This is a genomic window from Actinomycetota bacterium, from assembly GCA_040905475.1.
Classification (GTDB): domain Bacteria; phylum Actinomycetota; class AC-67; order AC-67; family AC-67; genus DATFGK01.
Genome location: JBBDRM010000117.1, coordinates 44,337 through 64,067, shown reverse-complemented (window position 1 = coordinate 64,067; position 19,731 = coordinate 44,337). Strand labels below are relative to the sequence as shown.

Annotated in this window: 18 protein-coding genes; 17 read left to right on the top strand and 1 reads right to left on the bottom strand. The window is 67.2% G+C overall.

Annotated elements, in window-relative coordinates; translation table 11 throughout:
* Window position 1: 1 nt before the first annotated feature.
* From WEB06_14125 to WEB06_14065, 13 genes are all read left to right on the top strand, one after another.
* Window positions 2–562, top strand: coding sequence for a LuxR C-terminal-related transcriptional regulator (locus tag WEB06_14125; protein ID MEX2556749.1), 561 nt, complete (start codon window positions 2–4; stop codon window positions 560–562).
* Window positions 541–2,460 (top strand): hypothetical protein, encoded by a 1,920-nt coding sequence (locus tag WEB06_14120; GenBank protein ID MEX2556748.1) that lies wholly within the window; start codon window positions 541–543, stop codon window positions 2,458–2,460. The genes WEB06_14125 and WEB06_14120 overlap by 22 nt, the downstream gene beginning before the upstream one ends.
* Window positions 2,461–2,468: 8 nt before the next feature.
* On the top strand, window positions 2,469–2,837 hold the full coding sequence (locus WEB06_14115) for a hypothetical protein (GenBank protein ID MEX2556747.1): 369 nt from the start codon (window positions 2,469–2,471) through the stop codon (window positions 2,835–2,837).
* A 93-nt stretch (window positions 2,838–2,930) separates the two neighbouring features.
* Window positions 2,931–4,076 carry an acyl-CoA dehydrogenase family protein gene (locus tag WEB06_14110; GenBank protein MEX2556746.1) on the top strand — a complete coding sequence of 382 codons (1,146 nt, stop codon included), beginning with the start codon at window positions 2,931–2,933 and terminating at the stop codon, window positions 4,074–4,076.
* Window positions 4,077–4,107: 31 nt separating this feature from the next.
* Complete coding sequence (locus WEB06_14105; protein MEX2556745.1) at window positions 4,108–4,980, top strand: ABC transporter permease; 873 nt, start codon at window positions 4,108–4,110, stop codon at window positions 4,978–4,980.
* Window positions 4,970–6,214, top strand: a complete 1,245-nt coding sequence (locus WEB06_14100) for an ABC transporter ATP-binding protein (protein ID MEX2556744.1) — start codon at window positions 4,970–4,972, stop codon at window positions 6,212–6,214. Before WEB06_14105 ends, WEB06_14100 begins: the two co-directional genes overlap by 11 nt.
* Window positions 6,211–7,182 (top strand): glycosyltransferase, encoded by a 972-nt coding sequence (locus WEB06_14095; protein ID MEX2556743.1) that lies wholly within the window; start codon window positions 6,211–6,213, stop codon window positions 7,180–7,182. Before WEB06_14100 ends, WEB06_14095 begins: the two co-directional genes overlap by 4 nt.
* 51 nt (window positions 7,183–7,233) lie before the next feature.
* On the top strand, window positions 7,234–8,133 hold the full coding sequence (locus tag WEB06_14090) for an alpha/beta hydrolase (protein ID MEX2556742.1): 900 nt from the start codon (window positions 7,234–7,236) through the stop codon (window positions 8,131–8,133).
* Complete coding sequence (locus tag WEB06_14085) at window positions 8,130–9,059, top strand: alpha/beta hydrolase (protein MEX2556741.1); 930 nt, start codon at window positions 8,130–8,132, stop codon at window positions 9,057–9,059. Before WEB06_14090 ends, WEB06_14085 begins: the two co-directional genes overlap by 4 nt.
* A 19-nt stretch (window positions 9,060–9,078) precedes the next feature.
* The gene (locus tag WEB06_14080; protein MEX2556740.1) at window positions 9,079–9,960 is read left to right on the top strand and encodes a sulfotransferase domain-containing protein; all 882 of its coding nucleotides are present in this window, start codon (window positions 9,079–9,081) and stop codon (window positions 9,958–9,960) included.
* Between the two features lie 5 nt (window positions 9,961–9,965).
* On the top strand, window positions 9,966–11,027 hold the full coding sequence (locus tag WEB06_14075) for a hypothetical protein (protein ID MEX2556739.1): 1,062 nt from the start codon (window positions 9,966–9,968) through the stop codon (window positions 11,025–11,027).
* A 2-nt stretch (window positions 11,028–11,029) separates the two neighbouring features.
* Window positions 11,030–12,634 carry a GMC family oxidoreductase gene (locus WEB06_14070; GenBank protein ID MEX2556738.1) on the top strand — a complete coding sequence of 535 codons (1,605 nt, stop codon included), beginning with the start codon at window positions 11,030–11,032 and terminating at the stop codon, window positions 12,632–12,634.
* Window positions 12,631–13,638 (top strand): sulfotransferase, encoded by a 1,008-nt coding sequence (locus tag WEB06_14065; protein MEX2556737.1) that lies wholly within the window; start codon window positions 12,631–12,633, stop codon window positions 13,636–13,638. Before WEB06_14070 ends, WEB06_14065 begins: the two co-directional genes overlap by 4 nt.
* A gap of 8 nt (window positions 13,639–13,646) precedes the next feature.
* On the opposite strand, the gene WEB06_14060 is transcribed toward WEB06_14065, so the two are convergent.
* Window positions 13,647–14,978 carry a hypothetical protein gene (locus tag WEB06_14060; GenBank protein ID MEX2556736.1) on the bottom strand — a complete coding sequence of 444 codons (1,332 nt, stop codon included), beginning with the start codon at window positions 14,976–14,978 and terminating at the stop codon, window positions 13,647–13,649.
* A 131-nt stretch (window positions 14,979–15,109) separates the two neighbouring features.
* Between WEB06_14060 and WEB06_14055 the strand changes: the two genes are divergently transcribed.
* The 4 genes from WEB06_14055 to WEB06_14040 all read left to right on the top strand — a co-directional run bounded on the left by WEB06_14055 (window position 15,110) and on the right by WEB06_14040 (window position 19,688).
* Window positions 15,110–16,129: a class I SAM-dependent methyltransferase gene (locus WEB06_14055; GenBank protein ID MEX2556735.1), complete on the top strand. Its 1,020-nt coding sequence runs from the start codon at window positions 15,110–15,112 to the stop codon at window positions 16,127–16,129.
* Window positions 16,129–16,377: an acyl carrier protein gene (locus WEB06_14050; protein MEX2556734.1), complete on the top strand. Its 249-nt coding sequence runs from the start codon at window positions 16,129–16,131 to the stop codon at window positions 16,375–16,377. Before WEB06_14055 ends, WEB06_14050 begins: the two co-directional genes overlap by 1 nt.
* Window positions 16,374–17,582 (top strand): glycosyltransferase, encoded by a 1,209-nt coding sequence (locus WEB06_14045; GenBank protein MEX2556733.1) that lies wholly within the window; start codon window positions 16,374–16,376, stop codon window positions 17,580–17,582. Before WEB06_14050 ends, WEB06_14045 begins: the two co-directional genes overlap by 4 nt.
* Before the next feature lie 126 nt (window positions 17,583–17,708).
* On the top strand, window positions 17,709–19,688 hold the full coding sequence (locus WEB06_14040) for a hypothetical protein (protein ID MEX2556732.1): 1,980 nt from the start codon (window positions 17,709–17,711) through the stop codon (window positions 19,686–19,688).
* Window positions 19,689–19,731 lie beyond the last annotated feature (43 nt).

The window sequence follows — 19,731 nt, the reverse complement described above, 5'->3', positions numbered from 1 at the left end:
GGTGCGTACCCGCACGATCCTCGTCGCTCACCGTCACGCGATGATCGCGGAAGGGATCGCGGCCGGCCTGGCACGCGTCCGGGGGATCGTTCCCCTCCGGGCCGTCACCACGATGGCGGACGCGGAGCGGCTCGGGGAGAACGCCGACGGCGTCGTCCTCGACCGGTACCTGGCCGGAGCCGAATCGACCGCGAACCGCCTGCGCGCGAAGGGCGTCCGTGTGGTTATGCTCGGAGAAGGATCGGAAGAGGAAGACGGCCTCTGGGTTTCCGCCGGCTCCTCGATCGCTGCGCTCGCCGGAGCGCTCGTCCCCGAGACGCGCGTGCATCGCGGAACGCCGAGCCGGCTCTCGGCGCGTGAGAAGGAGATCCTCACGCTGGTGGGCCGCGGCCTCGCAGGCAAGCAGGTCGCCCGTCATCTGGGGATCAGCCCGAAGACGGTCGAGCACCACAAGACACGGATCTTCTCGAAGCTCGGAGCGGCGAACCAGGCGGCGGCGGTGCGCCTGGCGGCTGAAGAAGAAATTAGGAGGGGCGACTCATGGACCCGGTTGAGTATCTAAGAGGGATAAAGCGTCGCTGGCGGGTCGTGGCGACGATCGTTGCCCTCTCGCTCATCGGGGCGTGGGCGCTGACGAGCCTCGTCGGCTTCGGCGCCAAGAGCCAGACGACCGCCACGGCGACGCTGCTGCAGGGGTCTGCCAGCTCGAGCTCGCAGACCTCGCGGAACAGCGTCGCGCCGAGCGGAACGTCCAACATCCAGACGATCGCCGCGCTCGTCACCGTCGACCAGGTCGTTCAGAAGGTCGCGAAAGAGGTCGAGTTCGTCGGTGATCCGAAGCAGCTCGCGAAGCGCATCAAGGCAGAGATCGACGCGAAGTCGGGCTTCCTCAAGATCACCGCAACCGCCGGAGATCCGGAGCGAGCCAAGATCCTCGCCAACAGCTTCGCCAAGCAGCTGCTGGCGTTCCTCGTCGAGCGCGAGGTCGCAACGAACGCAGCATTCGCCAAGTCGCTCAATGATCAGATCGCCCGGATACGCGGCGAAGTGGCCGCGCTCGATCGGCAGATCAAGAAGTATCCTGTCGCGGCTGCTGCACTGAAGGCCGGAACCACGGGCGCGCGGAGCGGCGGCACCGATCAGGTGCAGGCGAACACCGGAACGCCGGCCGATCCGCTCATCGAGCAGCGGAACGCGGCGCTGAAGCAGATCGGACTGCTGTCCGGCCAGCTCCAGGAGGTCAAGTCTCGTACGGCGGACGCCGAAGGTCTCTCCCTCGTGCAGTCGGCGATCGTCGGCAAGGGCGGCTCGGGGCTGGCTCTTCCGTCGTCGTTGGCCGCGCGACTCGTCATCGCTTTGATCCTTGGACTCCTGGGCGGCATCGGCCTTGCGCTCGTCCTCGAGCGCCTCGATCGACGCATCCGCACCCGTGAGACGGCGGAGCGCCACTTCGGATTCCCCGTGCTCGCCGAGATCCCCGCCCTCCGCACCCGCGGTTTCCTCCCGTGGCGGCGGACGAACGTGGGGCCTGTGAAGCTCACCGACCTGCCGCCGGCGGTTGCGGATGCGTACCGGATGCTCGGTGCGGGCCTCAACGGGGCGTCGTCGACGAACGGCAGCCTCCCGGGTCACGATCGGCGTGTGCGTCCGAGGGCGATCCTCGTGACGAGCGCCGGACCCGAAGATGGGAAGACGGCCGTGCTCGCAAGCCTCGCAGGTGCGCTCGCCTCTGTGGGCAAGACCGTGACCGTGGTCGGCTGCGACTTCCGCCACCCGCAGGTCCACGAGGAGCTCGGCGTCACGAACGCGCGCGGCGTGACCGACGTGCTGCTGTCCAGCAACGGCGGGCCGCTGCTGAGCTCGGCCTTGTGGCAGACGCCGATCAACGGCGTCTGGGCGGTGCCGAGCGGGACCGTGAGCGCGAGCCCCGATGCGCTGCTGTCGTCGCCTTCGATGCGTCGTCTGCTCATGGAGGCGCGTCAGCTCTCGGACATCGTTCTGATCGACACGTCACCGATCCTTACGAGTGACGTGGCTTTCCTACTGCCCGAGGTCGACGGCGTCCTCGTCGTCGTCAAGGCCGGCACGACCAAGCCCGAGCTGGCCGAGCGCTCGAGCGAGATGCTGAAGCGCCTGAAGGCTCCGGTGCTTGGCGTCGTACTGAGCGGGAAGACCGAGGCGTCGTTGCCGCGCGGGTACTACCGGACGTGGAGTCCGCGCAAGGTCATCCTGGGCGCTCCCGTGGCGATCGTGCGGTTCGCGGGCTGGGCGATCAGAAGCGCGATCCGCATCGGCCGCAGAGGCAAGGGATCTGCTCCGGAGGCCGTCGTCGGGATGCCGCCGAAGACGATAACGCTCGATCCGTCCACGCCTGCATCCGCCGCCGGCGTGAAGAGCAGCGCTCAGCCAAACGGGGATAGGGGATTTCCCCGGCTGATGCGTCGCTCCGGGAACCGGTAGAACATAAGATGACCGCTGGTTCTATGCTCGCATCCCCTACCGACGTGATCCGCTGCATGGTCACGTATACGGACTGGTGGCAACCCGCGAGCGCTTCCGTGCTCCTGGTCGGCGGAGCCCGTCGGGGCACGACCATCGGCGACGGACTCCACCCCGGCGTGATCGAGACCCTCGACGAGCGGTCGGAACTCTGCCGGCGCGTCTTCCACCTCGAGGATCGAGACCGCAGGGTCCTGTTCCTTTGGTACGTCGCCCAGCTGGGCGTTTCGGACATCTCCCGCACGATCGGGGTGTCTCAGCGACAATGCCATCGGTTGAGGGCGCGTGCCGTCCAGAAGATCGTAGAACTGGGGCAAGAGGCCGAGGAAGTCGCCTAGGATTCTCCCGCCGGCGGTCCTCGATATGGGGCAGCGCCTCGGGCGCCGCCCCCTTCTTATTCGTCTCGGCCGCGTCGAGGAGTCTTGAAGACGATGGATTTCGAGCTCTCAGAGGAACAGGGAGTCTTCCGCGACGAGGTCATCCGCTTCGCTCAACGCGAGCTGGGTGAGGACCTCATCGACCGCGATACGGACGGCGCGTTCGACGCGAAGGCGTGGCAGCGGTGTGCCGAGTTCGGCATCCAGGGCTTGCCGATCCCGAAGGAATACGGCGGCCAAGGGGCGGACCCGCTCACGGTCATGCTGGCGATGGAAGCGCTCGGCTACGGCTGCTCGGACAACGGGCTGCTCTTCTCGCTCAACGCGCAGATGTGGGCCTGCGAGATCCCCATCTTGAGATTCGGCACCGAGGAACAGAAGCAGCGCTATCTTCCCGCGTTGTGCGACGGGTCGATGATCGCGGCGCACGGCATGAGCGAGCCGGGTTCCGGCTCGGATGCCTTCGCGCTCAGCACCAAGGCGGAGCTGCGCGGCGATCGCTACGTCCTCAACGGATCGAAGACCTTCGTGACCAACGCACCGGTCGCCGGCGTGTTCGTCGTGTTCGCAACCACCGACAAGAGCCTGGGCTTCGCGGGACTGTGCGCGTTCTTGCTGGAGCGCGGCGACCCGGGCCTCGAGGTCGGCGAGCCGATCAAGAAGATGGGCCTGCGTACCTCGCCGATGTCGGAACTGTTCTTCAACGACCTCGAGGTGCCCGAAAGCAGGCTCCTCGGTAAGCGCGGCGGCGGCATGGCTTTGTTCACCTCCGCGATGGAGTGGGAGCGGAGCTGCATCCTCGCGAGCACGGTCGGCTCGATGGAGCGCCAGCTCGAGCGTTCCATCGTCTACGCGCGGGAGCGGAAGCAGTACGGCCAGCCGATCGGAAAGTTCCAAGCGATCTCGCACCGGATCGTCGAGATGAAGTTGCGGCTCGACACGGCGCGTCTGCTGCTCTATCGGCTCGGCTGGTCGATGGGGCGAGGGAAGGCCTCGGCGCTCGATTCCGCTCTGGTCAAGCTCCATCTGAGCGAGTCTTTCCTGGCGTCCTCCATGGACGCGCTCCAGATCCACGGCGGGTACGGCTACATGACCGAGTACGAGCTGGAGCGTGAGGTGCGCGACGCGTTCGGCAGCAGGCTCTACTCGGGGACCTCGGACATCCAACGAAACATCGCGGCCCGGATGCTCGGGCTCTGATGAACCAACGTCTCGATCACAGGAGAAAACGTTGACGACGATCGCACCTCCGGTGCCGGAGGCGCCCCCGAGCGGAGCGCGCTACCGACATTACATCCGCTTCTTCTCCTCACTGAAGGCGCTGGTGAAACGGCGTGAGCTGATCCTTGCTCTCGCCGAGCGAGACCTGCGCGCCCGCTACAAGCAGGCCAACTTCGGCTTCGCGTGGTCGCTGATCACGCCGATCGCGCTGATGGTGGTTTTCTCGCTGTTCCTCAAGCGTGTCGCGAACATCGACACGGGCGTGGATGTGACCGGCCGTTCTATCCCCTACCCGCTCTTCACCTACATCGGCCTCCTCCCGTGGACGCTTTTCTCGGCCTCGGTCTCCAACGGGGGCCAGGCGCTGATCATGAACGTTCCGATCTTGAAGAAGGTGGCTTGCCCGCGGGAGGTGTTCCCGCTCGCGACCGTCGTGGTCGCCACCGTGGACATGATCCTGGCCACCGTCGCGCTGGCCGTGCTCTTCATCATCTACGGGTTCGTGCCTCATGGAACCTCCTACTGGGTTCCCATGATCCTGATGGTGCAATTCGCTTTCACGATCGGAATCGTGCTGATCGTGTCCTCGGCTATGGTCTACGTTCGCGATCTGCGGCACGCGCTTCCTCTTTTCCTGCAGCTCGGCCTCTTCGCGACCCCCGTCGCGTACGGCATGGAGACCGTGCCGCCCTCCATCCGAGAGATCTACGGCTACGTGAACCCGCTGGCGCCGGTCATCGACGGCTACCGGCGAACGGTCCTCTTGGGGCTGCCTCCTGACTGGCAGACGTTCCTTCCCGCCGCAGGAAGTTCGATCGCGGTGCTGGTGCTCGGATACCTCCTGTTCAAGAAGCTCGAGACGGGGATCGCCGATGTTGCCTGAGGGTTCGATCGAGGTTTCGGAGATCTGGAAGCGGTTCCGGGCCGACCGCAAGGGCGCCCTCATGAAGGATCAGATCCGCCGCCTGCGCGCGAAGATGAAAGGGCGCGATCCTGGGTGGACGTGGGCCCTTCGCGACATCAACTTTTCGCTCGCGCCGGGAAAGTCGCTCGGCATCGTGGGCGCGAACGGCTCGGGCAAGACGACGCTGCTGCGCGTGCTCTCCGGCGTGATGTACCCGTACTCGGGCAAGGTCGAGGTCTCGGGACGCGTCGGCGCGCTGATCGAGGTTCGTGCGGGCCTCCACCCCGATCTCACGGGTCGCGAGAACATCTTCGTCTACGGGACGCTGCTCGGCCTCACCCGCAAAGCGGTCGCCAAGCGGTTCGATGAGATCGTCGAGTTCGCCGAGATCGAGGCCGCCGTCGACCGGCAGATGAAGCACTTCTCGAGCGGGATGCAGATGCGGCTCGGGTTCGCGATCGCGGCCTTCCTCGACCCGGATCTGCTGATCGTGGACGAGATCCTCGCCGTCGGCGACGCCGCTTTCCAGCAGCGGTGTCTCGACCGGATGCGGGCCGTGCTGACCCAGGGCGCCACACTCTTGTTCGTCTCCCACGACCTCGCGACCGTCGAGGCGACCTGCGAACGGACCATCTGGCTCCACCGCGGCGCGATGCAGGCGGACGGCCCGACGCCGGAAGTGTTGGGAGCCTATCGCCGTCAGGTCGAGGAGTTCGCGGAGTTCACCTCTCCCCGAGGCGGCGACTTCCAGATCATCGAAGCCGGCGTCCGTACCGAGCAAGGCGGCTGGCCGCGGACGCAGGAGCCGATGGAGATCCGTGTCGTCGTGGGGAAGAACGTGTCCGGCGGCGACGGCCAGGCGCAGGTGGTCGTCGGCGTCACCGAGGGCACGGCGAACCCTATCTTCGCCCTCCGTCACGGCGTCGACCTCAGCTCCGGCACCGCAGAGGTACGCTGCCGCATCCCGAGGATCCCTTTGCCGCGCGGCCGCTACTTCGTCTGGGCCGCGGTGTGGCGTACGGGCCGCGATGTGCTCCCCTGGCATCCCGTCGCGAAATTCGAAGTCGAGGGCCAGGAGCTCGATCCGGTCTTCCATTCGATCGTCCGGCTCTCTCCCGTGCACGTCGACGCGGAATGGATCGTGGCGCCGATGAACGGGCACCGCGGCGATGCCGTCCGGCCGGTCGACACGGTTGATAGGAGCGGGGGTTGAACCAACCGCTCCTTCTCGGCGTCCTTGTCACCTACCGGCGGCCGAAGGATCTGGAGCGGAGCCTCGGCCTTTTGGCCGCTCAGGAACGGCCGCTCGACCGGCTCATCGTGGTCGACAACGGCCCGACACCCGAGACCGAGGCGATCGTCGCCGCGGCCCGAGGAGCGTCGCGGGAGCCGGCCGACTACCTCCCCATGCCGGAGAACGTCGGCTTCCCCGGCGGTCTCGCGGCAGGGATCGACCGCATGTTCGAAGGAGCGGGCGACGGCGACTGGGTCGTCGTGCTCGACGACGACGACCCTCCCGAAGAGCTCGACATCTTCGGAGATCTGCTCCGCTTCGCCGAGGAGATGGTCGCGCGGGACTCGCGCACGGCCGCCGTCGGGATGCGCGGGGCCCGTTTCGACACCCGTCGCGGACTGCTTGTCCGCGTACCGACCCGCGAGATCGAAGACGTCGTTCGCGTGGACTACATCGCCGGCAACGCGCTTCCGCTCTACCGGGTCGGGGCGCTTCGGGACGCCGGAACGTTCTCACCGCCGCTGTTCTTCAGCCACGAGGAACTCGATATCGGGCTCCGGCTCCAGCGCAAGGGGTACGCGCTCTACGCGCATGGGGCGCGGTGGCGCGCCCGTCGTGGCGCAACCGCGCGCCCGGACGTCATCCAAGAGGAGCACTGGCGCGTCCTAACGCCGAACTGGCGGAGCTATTACAGCCTCCGCAACGCGGTCTACATCATGCGGGCGAACGGGCGAAGGCGTGCCGCGATGCGCATCACGTTCTCGCGCGGGCTGGTCAAGCCGCTCGTGAACCTTCCGCTCGCACCGCGCGCGGCTTCGCGCGCGCTCGCGCTGAACGCGCGCGCCTGCGCCGACGCCTGGCGCGGAAAGCTCGGCCGCAGGGTGGAGCCGGACGTCGCTCAACCGCGGCCGAAGAAGACCACCGCGCGGTCGGCAACCCGGAGCTGAGCGCTCGAGCGAGACGTTGTGCCACGAGATCGTCGCAAGGAGGAACCAACGATGAGTGACGAGCAGGCCGTTGCACCTCCCCGGACCTCCCGGGTCGATGCGAAGGCCGGCGTCCGTGAGGACATCGAGTTCGTCGGGTCGGGCCCGGAACGGATCTTTTCGACGTTGCACGCCCCGACCGGTCAAGCGAAGGGGGCGGTTCTGCTCTGTTCCTCGATCCTCGCCGAGCTGCTTTCCGGCTACCAGGAGGAGGTCTGGCTCTGTCGGCTGCTCGCGGCGGAGGGTTTCGCGGTTCGCCGGTTCCATTACCGGGGGACGGGTCACAGCGACGGTGAAGCCGAGGACATCACCTACGAGGGCCTGGTCGACGACGCTCGGATGGTCGCCGACCATCTCCGAACGGAGACCGGCTTCGAACGGATCGGCGTGATCGGCACCCGCGTTGGCGCGGTGGTGGGCGCCTCGATCGTGTCGGGGCAGCCGGGGATGCCGCTCTCGGTCATCCAACCCGTGCTGGATCTCGAGAAGCTCTTCAAGGAGATGGGCCGGGCCCGGAAGATCAGTTTGATGAACGAGGAAGGCCGCTCGGCCGAGGATGGCCCCCCTGAGGACATGTTCGTCGTGCTCGAGCGGGAGCGTTCGGTGGACGTCCTTGGCTACACGCTCACCGAGCCGATCTACCAGAACCTGAGGACGCGCAAGCTGACCGATGAGCTCGGGCCCGCCCCGCGGCCCGTCCAGCTCGTCGAGGTCGCGAAGCGCAAGACGATCAGCCCCGAGTATCAGCGCTTCCTCGACGGACTCGCGGCCGTGGGCTGCGAGACCGACGGGAAGCTCGTTTCGGATGAGATCGCCTGGTGGTTCCACGACACCCGCCGCCACCTCATCCCCGAGATCGGCGATGCGATCGTTCCGTGGATATCCGAACGCTTGGCGCAGGAGGGGAGATGACGACGCAAGCCACGACCTACGACGAGATCCCCGTCTTCATCCCCGCCGAAGGAAACAGCATCTTCGGAATCATGACCCGCCCGAGCGTGAAGCCCAACGGGGTCTGTGTTGTCCTGCTGCTCGGCGGCGTCTTCAGCCTCTCGATCACGCGGAACCGTTTGTCTGTGAAGCTCGCGCGGCGGCTCGCGGCCCAGGGCTATCACGTGTTCCGCATGGACTTCCACGGCGTCGGAGAGAGCACCGGCGACTTCGAAGAGAGCAAGCTGGGCCGGCCCTGGGTGCAGGATCTCCGCGCGGCGATGGGCTGGCTTCGCGAGCAGGGACAAGACAAGTTCGTCCTGCTCGGGCACTGCTTCGGCGGCCGCACCTGCCTGGCTACGACCCCGGAGATCCCCGAACTCCTGGGCCTCGGGCTCATGGTGGTTCCGGTGATGGACTACAACCACTTCGAGCTCGCGGTAAAGAACCGCTCGGAGCTGACGGCGGGGAAGTTCGTGAAGCGCGCCGCACGGAAGACGGTCCTGCGGGGGATCTTCATCCCTCGGCACCGTCGGCGCTATCTGCACATCATCCGCGCCAAGCTCAAGCGCAAGACCGCCGGCGAAGCGGACCTGCCGTGGGGCCAGGCGAGCCCGTCCTACATGAAGTTCCTCTCGGGCGTCATCGATCGCCGCATCCCGATCTTGATCGCGTTCGGGACCGAGTGTCTCGCCAGTGACTTCGACCGAGCGCGCGCCGGGAAGCTCGGGAAGCTGCTGAAGCGTGGGGAGGAACAGATCCAACTCCATCGTTACGAGCGGATGGCGCACGGCTTCCCCAACATCCAGACGCAAGAAGAGACCATGGATCTCATCGAGAAGTGGCTCGACCGCGTCGTGGTCCCGGCATCGCCGAAGCTGGCCGCGGTTCAGCCGGCGACGGAGTAAGGGATCGGCGGGAGGCGTGATGGCAAGCGGGTCGGCGTCGAATTCGGGGCGGCTGCCCGACTTCGTCATCATCGGCGCGATGCGGGCCGGCTCCACGACGCTTGCGCGTGCCGTCGGCGCCCACCCCGGCGTGTTCATGCCCGCGAAGAAGGAGCTGCATTTCTTCGATTGGAAATTCGATCGTGGCACGGACTGGTACCGCGAGCAGTTCCGAAGTGCCGAACCCGGCGCGGTCTTGGGTGAGGCGACACCGATCTACATCGTCTACCGGGATGCGATGGAGCGACTCGCGGCAACCGTTCCCGGGACGAGGCTGATCGCCGTGCTGCGGGATCCCGCCTCTCGTGCGTACTCGCACTACTGGTACAACCGGATGCTCGGCTTCGAGCCGCTGCCGTTCCGCGAAGCGCTCGCCGCCGAGGCCGGCCGTCCTGCGAACACGCCCGACCGGCGGACATTCGACTACGTGGAGCGCGGACGCTACCTGTCGCAGCTGCTCCGGGTATGCGAGCTGTTCCCGCGCGACGCCTTGCACGTCCTGCTCCTCGAGGACCTGAACCGGACGCCGGCCGAGACGTATCGATCGCTCTTCCGCTTCCTCGGTATCGACGAGACGTTCGTGCCCACGAACGCGGAGCACGCGCTCAACAGCCACGCCGAGTATCGCTCGAAGGCTCTCGCGAAGGTTTCCCGCGCGCTGCCCGATCCGCTCCGCCGCGTGGCGCGCCGCTTCAATCGCAAGGACGTCCGTTATCCGCCCATGGATGAGGACGTCCGCCGCGAGCTCGACGAGCGGTTCGCCGAGGACAACCGCGCTCTGGCCGCCTGGCTTGGGCGTGAGCTCATCGGCTGGGGCCGCACCGGGACATCGCGCGCGGCGCGTCAAGCCGGGGCGGAGTGACCGTCGTGGGATCGCAGGCGGATCCTCGCCGTGTGCTGGTCGTCGGCGCCGGGAAGCGGGTCGAGGAAACGATCGTTCCGGCATTGCTCGGTCTCGGCGACTCCGCCGAGATCGCCGGGGTCTGGGCGCGCTCGAGCCGGAAGATCTCGTTCTACGGCGGGGAGTTCACCGTTCAGACCGAGACCGGGCCGGACGCCTACGATCTCTCTTCGATCGACACGGTGATGGTCGCCGTCACGCGCGCGTCGGTACCCTCGGTGCTCCGGAAACTCTCCCGCTTCGACACCGGCCACATGGCGCTGATGCTCGATACGCCGGTGCTCGACCCAGGCGATCTGGGTGCGACGCGGTGGTTCGAGCGCTTCCGCCGCGTGGTGTGTACGGAAGACTCGATCGCGCTTCCGCCGATCGCCGCCGCGAAGCGGCTGATCGACGAAGGGGCCGTCGGCAAGGTGCGGTCGGTGCAGCTGTTCCACAGCGGATGGCGCAACCACGCGCTGGCATCGATGCGATATCTCACCGGGATGCGGAAGCCGTCCCGGATCACGATGAGCCGCTGGAACCCGAGATGGAGCGAGACCCGCTTCCGCTTCGCCGGCGGGGTGCGGGCGAGCGTGGTGCAGCCCCACATCCACGGGAACGGCCGGGTGTTGGTGGTTGGGGAGCGAGGCGCGATCGTGGACTACCGGACCGAGCGTTCCGACGCCATCGAGATCGGCTATCTGGTGGAGGATGGGATCTATCGAGGTCTCACGGTGCGGGGAGAGCAGGTCGGCTCCGAGCTCGATCAGCGCTTCTTCGATAACGTTCCTCGAACGGGGATCCCCGAACCGACGCTCGACAACCAGTTCAAGATCCGCGCGGTCATGGAGCTTCTCGCGGGCGTGCACGACGAGCGCTCGGGAGTCTCCTACGATCCGTGGGACGCGATCTACGATCACCAGTGCATGCGGCTGGCGGAGCGACTTCCGGCGTTCTTCGACATCAGGCTTCCCGGGCGGCGCTCGCTGTTCGGCGGGGCTCTCCGCGCCGCCGCTCGGGTCCGCCGTCGCCGCGGGAGCGCGTAGCCGTGTTCCGCGACGCGCGCACGGTCGAGGACGGGGCGGTCCTCGAAACCGATGTCTGCATCGTCGGAACCGGAGCGGCCGGCGTGACCTGCGCGGCCGAGCTAAGAAGCACGGGCCGCCGAGTGCTCGTCGTCGAGGCGGGCGGGCTCAAGCCGGAGCCGGCCACCGAGGCGCTGAACGAGTTCGAGTCCACCGACATGGCGGTACCCGTCACATCTCGCGAGCGGCGCTTCGGCGGAACGACCAACTCGTGGTGGGGGAAGGTCGCGCTCCTCGACGAATCGGACTTCGTCGCCCGCGATTGGCTCCCGGGGTCCGGGTGGCCGGTGAGCCGCTCCGACCTGCTTCCCTTTTACCGACGCGCGTGCGATCTGCTGAGGATCCCGGATCTGACTCGGTTCGATGCCGCGACCGCGTTCGGCGGCAGGCGTCCGAGGCTCGTCGGCGACGGCCTCGAGCACAAGGCGTTCTTCTGGACGCGGGACGCGCTGAACTTCGGCGCGCACTATCGTCGCTCCATCGCCGGTGCGTCCAACGTCTCGACCTTGCTGCACGCGAACATCACCGAGGTTTGCCTGGACGAGAACGGTCGCGTGGACCGGCTCGCCGTGGCGACCGTGAACGGCCGGAGATTCTCGATCCGTCCGGCGATCGTGATCCTCGCGTGCGGTGGGATCGAGAACGCCCGGCTGCTCCTCGCCTCGAGGTCGCGAACCCCGGCGGGTGTCGGGAACGACGGGGGCCTCGTCGGCCGCTACTACATGGATCATCCCCGCGGCCCCTCGGGGATCGTCGAGGCGTCGCCGGCCCTGTCGGCTCTGTCGCCCGCGTACTGGTCCGGCAAGCGATCGGGCGCCGTCCGGTTCCGACTGGGCGTCGGCTTCTCGCCGGCGGAGCAGGCCGAGAGGCAGGTGCTGAACTCGTACGTGAACCTGAACCCGATCTACGGCGGGGCAGCGGTCGCGGCGATACGGAACCTCTACCGGCGGCGCGCTGCGGCGCTGCGCGACCGGTCGCTCCTTCGTTCGCTCGTCACCGGCGTCCCGGACGTGGCGCGTTACTTCGCGTTCAAGCGCTACGGGCGCGGCAGCGTCCAGACGCTCGCGATCGAGAACTTCATGGAGCAGGAGCCGCGCTACACGAACGCGGTGACCCTGTCGGAGCGACGAGACCAGTTCGGGAACCCCCTCGCCCGCGTTGCCTGGACGCTCTCGGAGCGCGACCGCCGGAGCCTTCGGGTCCTGCACGAGACGCTCGACGGGGCGCTTCGCCGGCGCGGCATGGGCCGCCTCCGCACGCCGCTGCTTTCCGATGCCGAGGACGGGTGGCCGGTGGCCAACGACGCGGCGCACCACATCGGCACGACGCGGATGGGGACGAACACCAAGACGTCGGTGGTGGACGGGTCGTGCCGCGTTCACGGCATCGAGAATCTGTACGTCGCCGGAAGCTCGGTCTTCCCAACCGGCGGCTCGGCGAACCCGACGCTGACGATCATGGCCCTCGCTTCACGTCTTTCGGATCACGTGCGCTCGAAGCTCGGCAGCACGATCACGGCGCGACCGGTGGACGGCGCGGTCGGCGCCTCACAGGAGAAAACGGCATGACCACCACCAGCCCATCCGTCGCCTCCGGCTCGGGGGTCGCGTTGCCGCCGTTCCCGTTCTTCGTCGGCTGCGGCCGGTCGGGCACGTCGTTGCTGCGCGCGATCTTCGATTCCCACCACGAGATGAACGTCCCCTACGACACGCACTTCATCCTGTACCTCGCCGACCGGCGACCCCGCTACGAGCAGCGGGATGGGTTCGCCGTCGACGCTTTCGTCGACGACCTGGCGAGCCAGTACGACTTCAAGCGCTGGGTGATCGGCATCGAGGACATCCGGAACGATCTGCGCGCCAGGCCCCCGGCGGACTATGCGGAAGCCATCCGTCGGATCTTCCAACTGAGCGCCACCCGCGAGGGGAAACCTCGCTACGGCAACAAGTCGCCGGTTCACGTCCGCGAGATCGGGACCCTCGGCAAACTATTCCCCGACGCGCGCTTCGTGCACATCCTTCGCGACGGGCGCGACGTCGCGCTCTCCTACCTGAACGTGACGTTCGGTCCGTCCACGGTCGAGGCCGCCGCATTGCGCTGGAAGCGTCACGTGCGCAGCGGAAGGGTCGAGGGCGCCCGTTTGGGACCGAGCCGGTACCGCGAGGTTCACTACGAGAGGCTGCTCGAGGACCCCGAGACCGTCACGCGGGATCTCTGTACGTTCCTCGAGGTGCCGTTCGAAGAGTCGATGCTCCGCTACTACGAGCGCACCGCCGAGCTCCACGCCGGCAAGGACACGCCGAACCATCATCGAAACCTCGCGCTGCCGCCGACGAAGGGGCTGCGCGACTGGCGACAGGAGATGGCACCCGGCGACGTGCGGATCTTCGAGACGATCGGGGGAGAGCTTCTCACCGAGCTCGGTTACGAGCGAGCCTTCCCCGAGATCACGCTCGACGCGAAGCTTCGAACCGGCGCGCGGATCGCGTCTGAGGGTTTCCGGCGCGGGTGGCGCATGGCTCGCGGCCGGAACCGGCTGACCGGACGAAAGCGCGTGAAGGGTCCTCGCTGAGCGAAGGCCTATGCGGGCTCGCCGGGATCCGGCGGCTGCCGGGTCCGACGTCGCAACAGCCAGTATGTGAGTCCGGCCGCGGCGGCTCCGCCGGCGACGGCGATCAGCCACGGAAACACCTCGGGCTGATCCGAGGGCGGGAGCGCAAGGCCCGAATCCGTCGGGCTGGCGGACGTGGTCGGGCTCGAGGTCACCGAGGGGATCGGGGTCGGGGTGGGCGTGGACGTGGAGCTCCCGCCGCGTCCCGGACGCCGGCCGCCACCGGAGCCGGTGGATCCCTGCGGCAGTGAGGGGACGGTTCCGGGGATGTTCGACTGTCCCATGATCGCAGCCTTCACCGCCGCGACCCCGACGGGCGCATCCCAGGCGGAGTGCGGCATGCCGTCGATGATGTTGACCTTGACGTTCGGCGTCCCGGAGTTCTCGAGCTTGTCGGCGTAGTCGAGGCCGTGTCTCGGAGCCGCGGTTCCGTCGGCGGTCCCCAACAGGAAGGTGACCCGCGTGGACGGATAGGAGTAGTCCGAGCCGCCCGTGTCCACGCCGTCGGCGGTCCACTTGCCGACGTAGCTCGCGTCGTGCTGCTCGCAGGGGCCACCTCCGCCGAAGTAGCCATAGGAGTTGTCCATGGTCTTGGCCGTGTGAGACGGCCAGGTGTACTCCCGGAACTCATCTGTGCACCCCTTCACCAACGCGGCGTGGGGCGGACCGGAAACCGGGATCGCGGCATCGATGATCCCGGACAGCCCGTAGTGCGACAGCGAGTACGAGATCTGCGAGGCGCCCCCGCTCTCGCCGGTGACGCAGAAGCCACAGTTGCCCGTCGGCTGCGACGAGCCGTTGTACAGATGGCCGTGCACCCACTTGATAACCGTGGCCGAGCGACAGGCGAGCTTCGCCGGTCCCGCCGCCGTCTCGCCGGGAGCGGCGTCGAGCCAGGCTTCGTCCCACTTGACCTGGACGATCTCGAACCCCGCGCTGCGCAGATCATCGAGGGCGGAATCGGCGGACGCTTTGACGGTGGTCCACGACGTTCCGCCGGTGACGGTGAAGAACATGACGAGCCCGCGCGGCGTGCCCGATGCCGCTCGCGTCGCCAGGCGTCCCTCGGCCGCCTGCTTGGTCTGCGAGCACGTGACCCGGAACGTGGTGCAGTTGTAACCGTCGGGGCAGCCGCCCCCACCCGTCGAAAGGATCGTGAAGGTTCCGGTTCCGTACGACGCAGCGCTTCCCGGTGAGGGGACGGAAGCCCATACGACGAGCGATGCGAGCAACGCAAGCACAAGGCGCAGGCGACGCCGGCGAGGCGCCGGACCCGGACCGCTCAGGTGGTTCGCGCGCAAAGCATCCCCTTCGTGTCTGGAACCGACGGACCGGGGTCCCGGCCGCTCGGAGCTCATATTGTAGGTCGCCAAGTCGCCGGCCGCCCGGGACGATGACCCCGCCGAAGATCAGGCTTTTTGAAGGAGGAACCGTGAGTAATCCACACTTCGTCGAGCGAAAGAGCTGCCCCGTGTGCGGCTCCGTCGACCATCGCGAGCTGTTCCACGGCAGCTACACCGAGCCTCCGATCAGGTCGTGGCTCGAGAAGCGTCAGGCGCCTCGCGGGATGGTCGAATTCGATCTGCTCGAGGGCGCCGAGTATGTCCTGCTCGAATGCCGATCGTGCGCCCTGATCTTCCAGCGCGACATCCCCGACGAGTACCTATCGGAGATCGCGTACGAGCGCTGGGTGGATCCGGACAAGGCTTGGGACCGTCGCTCGAAGGGCATCATCCGGGCCCGCGGCCGCTACGCGCTCGAGATCATGGGCGTGCTCGACTTCATGAAGCGCGAGCCCGAGAGCTTGCGCTTCCTCGACTACGGGATGGGCTGGGGATTCTGGGTCGAGATGGCTCGCGCCTTCGCGGTCGACGTGTACGGCCTGGAGCCCGCAGCCTCGCGGAACACCCGCGCATCGGAGCAAGGTCTACAGGTGATCGACGTCGAAAAGATGAATGAGCTCTCATTCGACTTCATCAACACCGAGCAGGTGTTCGAGCATCTCCCCGAGCCGTACGAAACCGCGGTGCAGCTCTCGCAGGTGCTTGCTCCGGGCGGGATCCTCAAGATCAGCGTGCCGAACTCGATGCGGGTCAAGCGTCACCTGAAGCGGGGGGACTGGCTCAAGAAGGGCAACCCGCTGAACGACGTGTTCCCGTTGCAGCACATCAACGCGTTCACGCACCGCTCGATCATCAAGCTCGGTGAGCGGGTCGGGCTCGAGCACGTGCCGATCCCGGCCCGTCTCCGCTACCGCTACATGCCGACCTGGGAGCGTCCGAGCCGCCTGCTCAAGCGGACGGTCGGGGCACACTACCGTACGCTACGCGATCAGACGACCGTGATCTGGTTCCGGCGCGGGGGCGCTCTGGCAACAGCGCCCACCGAGTCGGGACGCGTCCGGCGGCAGCATGCCGAGCCGGCCGCGAAGTCCTCAAGAAGGAGAGGTTGATGGACATCGAAGGGCAGTTGCGCACCTACCTCGTCGACGAGCTCCAGGCTCCGGCGGACGCCGTCGGAACTGATGCACCACTCATCTCGACGCATGTGATCGATTCGCTCGGGATGCTGTCGATCGTCACGTTCATCGAGAGCGAATTCGGTGTCGAGATCGTCGACGACGAGATCGTCCCGGACAATTTCGAGACGCTCTCGTCGATCGTGAAGCTCGTCGAGTCGAAGATGGCGCAATCGACATGACCCGTACGCATCCTGCCGGCGGGGGCGGTGAGCCCCTCCCTGCCGAGACGGACACTCGGGAGAGCGGAGGCTCGCGCATCCGAGTTCTCTGGCTCATCAAGGGGCTCGGGCGCGGCGGGGCCGAGATGCTGCTCTACCAAGCCGCGCGTCTCCGCGACCGTGATGCGTTCGAATGCGAGGTCGGGTTCCTCCTCGGATCGCGAGACTGGCTCGCGGACGACCTCCGAGCGGAAGGCGTACCCGTCCATCTCTTCTCGTCGGAGAAGCATGCCGACTTCCGCTGGGCCTTGAAGCTGCGCCGCTATCTGATCGCGAATCCGGTGGACGTGGTGCACGTCCACTCGCCGCTGGTCGCTGCCGCGGCGCGTTTGGTTGTTCGTTCGCTCCCGCGCCGCGTCCGGCCGCGGACGGTCTCGACCGAGCACTTGCCCTGGTCGGGACACAACCGGTTGACGCGCATGGCCAACGCCGCGACGTTCCGGCTCGACGCTGCGCACCTTGCGGTCTCGGATGCGGTGGCCGAGTCGATCCCTCGTCGCTCGCGCAGGCACGTGGAGGTGCTTGTTCACGGGATACCGGTGTCCCACGTGCGGGCAGAGCGCCGGTGGCGCGAAACGGTGCGCGAGGAGCTGGGGGTCGGCCCCGAGGAGATCCTCGTCGGCACGGTCGCCAACGTGACCGCACAGAAGGCGTACCCCGATCTGATCGAGGCCGCCAAGCAAGTTGCCTCCCGGATGGAGAACGTACGGTTCACCGTTGCGGGACGCGGGACGCTGGACGACGAGATGCTTGCTCTGGCGAAGAGCGCCGGTCTCGGGGGGCGTCTGGTCCTGCTCGGCGCCGTCGAGGACGCACCGCGCTTCATGTCGGCCTGCGATATCTTCGCGCTGGCCTCGCATTGGGAAGGCCTCCCGCTCGTCATCATGGAGGCCATGGCGCTCGGGCTCCCCGTCGTGGCCACCGAGGTCGGTGGGATCCCCGCACTCATCCGGAACGGCGACGAGGGCACCCTCGTTCCGAAGTCGAGGCCCGACCTCTTCGCACGGGCGCTCGAGGAGCTGGCCGCCGACCCGGAGCGACGGAAGCGAATGGGGCAGGCGGCGACCGAGGATGCGATCCGCTTTGACAACGAAGGGGCCGTTCGGACGATCGAGGCGCTCTATCGTGACGTGGTCGAGCGTGGACGCGGGAGACTCGGGCGATAAACGCAGATGGTCCGGGTCGTCTGGGTCGTATGCTCGTTGAAGGGGTCGAGGGCAGACCACGATCGAGCGACGGGTTCGCCCGAATTCAAGTAGCAAGGGATGCGCGACGATTCACGGAGTGTGGGGATGAACGAACCAGGGGGCACAAGCGATGACGGCGGCCTGAGCCGCCGGCGACTCCTTCTGCTCGGCGGTGCGAGCGCGGTCGGTGTCGTATTCGCACGTTTGCTTGATCCGGTCGTCTCCGACGAGTCTGCGGCGCCGGGGCCGGCCCACAGCCCGACCGCGGGCCACGACGGGCACTCTCCCTCGCCGGAACCCGTAGACACGACCGATGCGGTCGTTCAGGGCACGACGCTCGTTCGATGGAGCGACCCCGCGACCTGGAAGGGCAAGATCCCCGGGGCGGGAGACGTCGCGAAGATCGACGTGCCGGTGCTGTTGGACGTGAATCCAACCGTGGCCGGCGTCGTGATCGGCCCCGCCGGCTCGCTGGTTTTCGATCCGGCGAAGACCCGCACGCTGACGAGCAAAGGAAACGTGATCGTGCGCGGACGTCTCACGATGCGCCCGGCCGGGTCGTCGGTCGTCCACCGGATCGCGATAACCGGTGCGAAGGAATCGTCGTTCAGGGGCGGCGGAGCGCTCCCGCTGGACACCGATGTCGGTGTCTGGGTCGTGTCCAACGGTGTCCTCGACGCGGTCGGCAGCGCGAGGCGAGGCTGGGTACGCGCCTCGGGCAGCATCGCAAAAGGGGCCAGGAAGATCATCCTCGCCGACGTCCCCACGGGCTGGCGCGCCGGCGATGAAGTGGTGATCACCCCGACGAGATCGCCCGCGGTGAGTAGCAAGCAGTACGCGGAGTACGACACCGCGACGATCAGCTCGGTCAGCGGCAAGACCATCACGCTGTCCCGCTCGACCGCGTACGCGCACCCGAAGGTCGACGTCGGGTCCGGCAAGGCGTTCACCGCGGAGGTCCTGAACCTCACGCGGAACGTCCGTATCGAGGGGAAGCCCGGCGCGCGCATCCACGTGTTCATGAACTCGGGCAAGAAGCAGTCGATCCGATTCGTCAGCGTCCGGCACGTCGGGCCGCGCCAAGGGACGAATGGGGTCCTTGGCCGCTACGGCATCCATTTCCACATGGCCGGCAACGCCTCGCGGGGATCGATCGTCGAGGGCTGCGTCGTCCGGGAAGCGGGACACCACGCCTTCGTTCCGCACGCGAGCCACGGTGTCACGTTCCGAGACTGTGTCGCGCACGACACGATGTCGTCGGCGTACTGGTGGGATCCCGGCGCGGGGAACGCGACCCGCGATGCCGTATTCGATCGATGCGTCGCTTCGTACGTACACACCGACGGTCCGGCGTTCCGCCTCTCGGCGTTCTGGCTGGGTCACGGCGAAGGGAACGTGACGCGCGGATGCGTGGCGGTCGGCGTCCTCGGAGCCAAGACTGCCTCGGGATTCCAATGGCCGGAGGATCCGGGGCCGCGCGAAGACGGAACGGTCTGGGAGTTCAAAGATTGCGTCGCGCACAACAACAAGGTCAACGGGATCTTTACCTGGCAGAACAACCTCGGCAAGTCGGTCATCGATCGCTTCGTCGCCTACCACAACGGCAAGGCGGGCATCGAGCACGGCGCGTACAAGAACGTGTACCAGTACAAGAACTCCACGCTGTATGGGAACGGCATCGCCGGGGCGTTCGTTCACGCGGTTTCGGGCGACGTCGTTCCGCTCAGCTTCGTGAACGTGGTCTTCGACGGCGTCGGCAAGAACCAGTACGCGATCCTCTTCGAGCGCCACACCGCGGCGCCGAACCGGCCTACCAAGGTCACCGGATGCACGTTCAAGGGCTATAGCAAAGCCGCATTCGGTTTCGTCGACGACAAGACCAAGAGCGAAGACACCGTCGACGTCGTGGGGTGCTCCTTCGCGGCGAACGAGTTCTGGCTCTCCGATCAGATCAACGCGGCCTCGCTCATCCGGGTCCAGGACGCGAAGCTCGGCACGATCGCGCTGCGGCGCTTCGATCAGCTGCCGGGGACGTACAACGCGAAGTGGAACGCCCGCGTCACCCCGATCGGCAAGTTCGCTTAGCGAGCGCAGCCTTGCGCTGCTCTTCGCCTGCTGTTAAGGACCT

What these genes read in the sequence shown, in the direction of transcription:
- WEB06_14120 (MEX2556748.1), top strand. Translation starts at nt 541, where the DNA reads ATGGACCCGGTTGAGTATCTAAGAGGGATAAAGCGTCGCTGGCGGGTC.
- WEB06_14115 (MEX2556747.1), top strand. Translation starts at nt 2,469, where the DNA reads ATGACCGCTGGTTCTATGCTCGCATCCCCTACCGACGTGATCCGCTGC.
- WEB06_14110 (MEX2556746.1), top strand. Translation starts at nt 2,931, where the DNA reads ATGGATTTCGAGCTCTCAGAGGAACAGGGAGTCTTCCGCGACGAGGTC.
- WEB06_14100 (MEX2556744.1), top strand. Translation starts at nt 4,970, where the DNA reads ATGTTGCCTGAGGGTTCGATCGAGGTTTCGGAGATCTGGAAGCGGTTC.
- WEB06_14090 (MEX2556742.1), top strand. Translation starts at nt 7,234, where the DNA reads ATGAGTGACGAGCAGGCCGTTGCACCTCCCCGGACCTCCCGGGTCGAT.
- WEB06_14085 (MEX2556741.1), top strand. Translation starts at nt 8,130, where the DNA reads ATGACGACGCAAGCCACGACCTACGACGAGATCCCCGTCTTCATCCCC.
- WEB06_14080 (MEX2556740.1), top strand. Translation starts at nt 9,079, where the DNA reads ATGGCAAGCGGGTCGGCGTCGAATTCGGGGCGGCTGCCCGACTTCGTC.
- WEB06_14065 (MEX2556737.1), top strand. Translation starts at nt 12,631, where the DNA reads ATGACCACCACCAGCCCATCCGTCGCCTCCGGCTCGGGGGTCGCGTTG.
- WEB06_14050 (MEX2556734.1), top strand. Translation starts at nt 16,129, where the DNA reads ATGGACATCGAAGGGCAGTTGCGCACCTACCTCGTCGACGAGCTCCAG.
- WEB06_14045 (MEX2556733.1), top strand. Translation starts at nt 16,374, where the DNA reads ATGACCCGTACGCATCCTGCCGGCGGGGGCGGTGAGCCCCTCCCTGCC.
- WEB06_14040 (MEX2556732.1), top strand. Translation starts at nt 17,709, where the DNA reads ATGAACGAACCAGGGGGCACAAGCGATGACGGCGGCCTGAGCCGCCGG.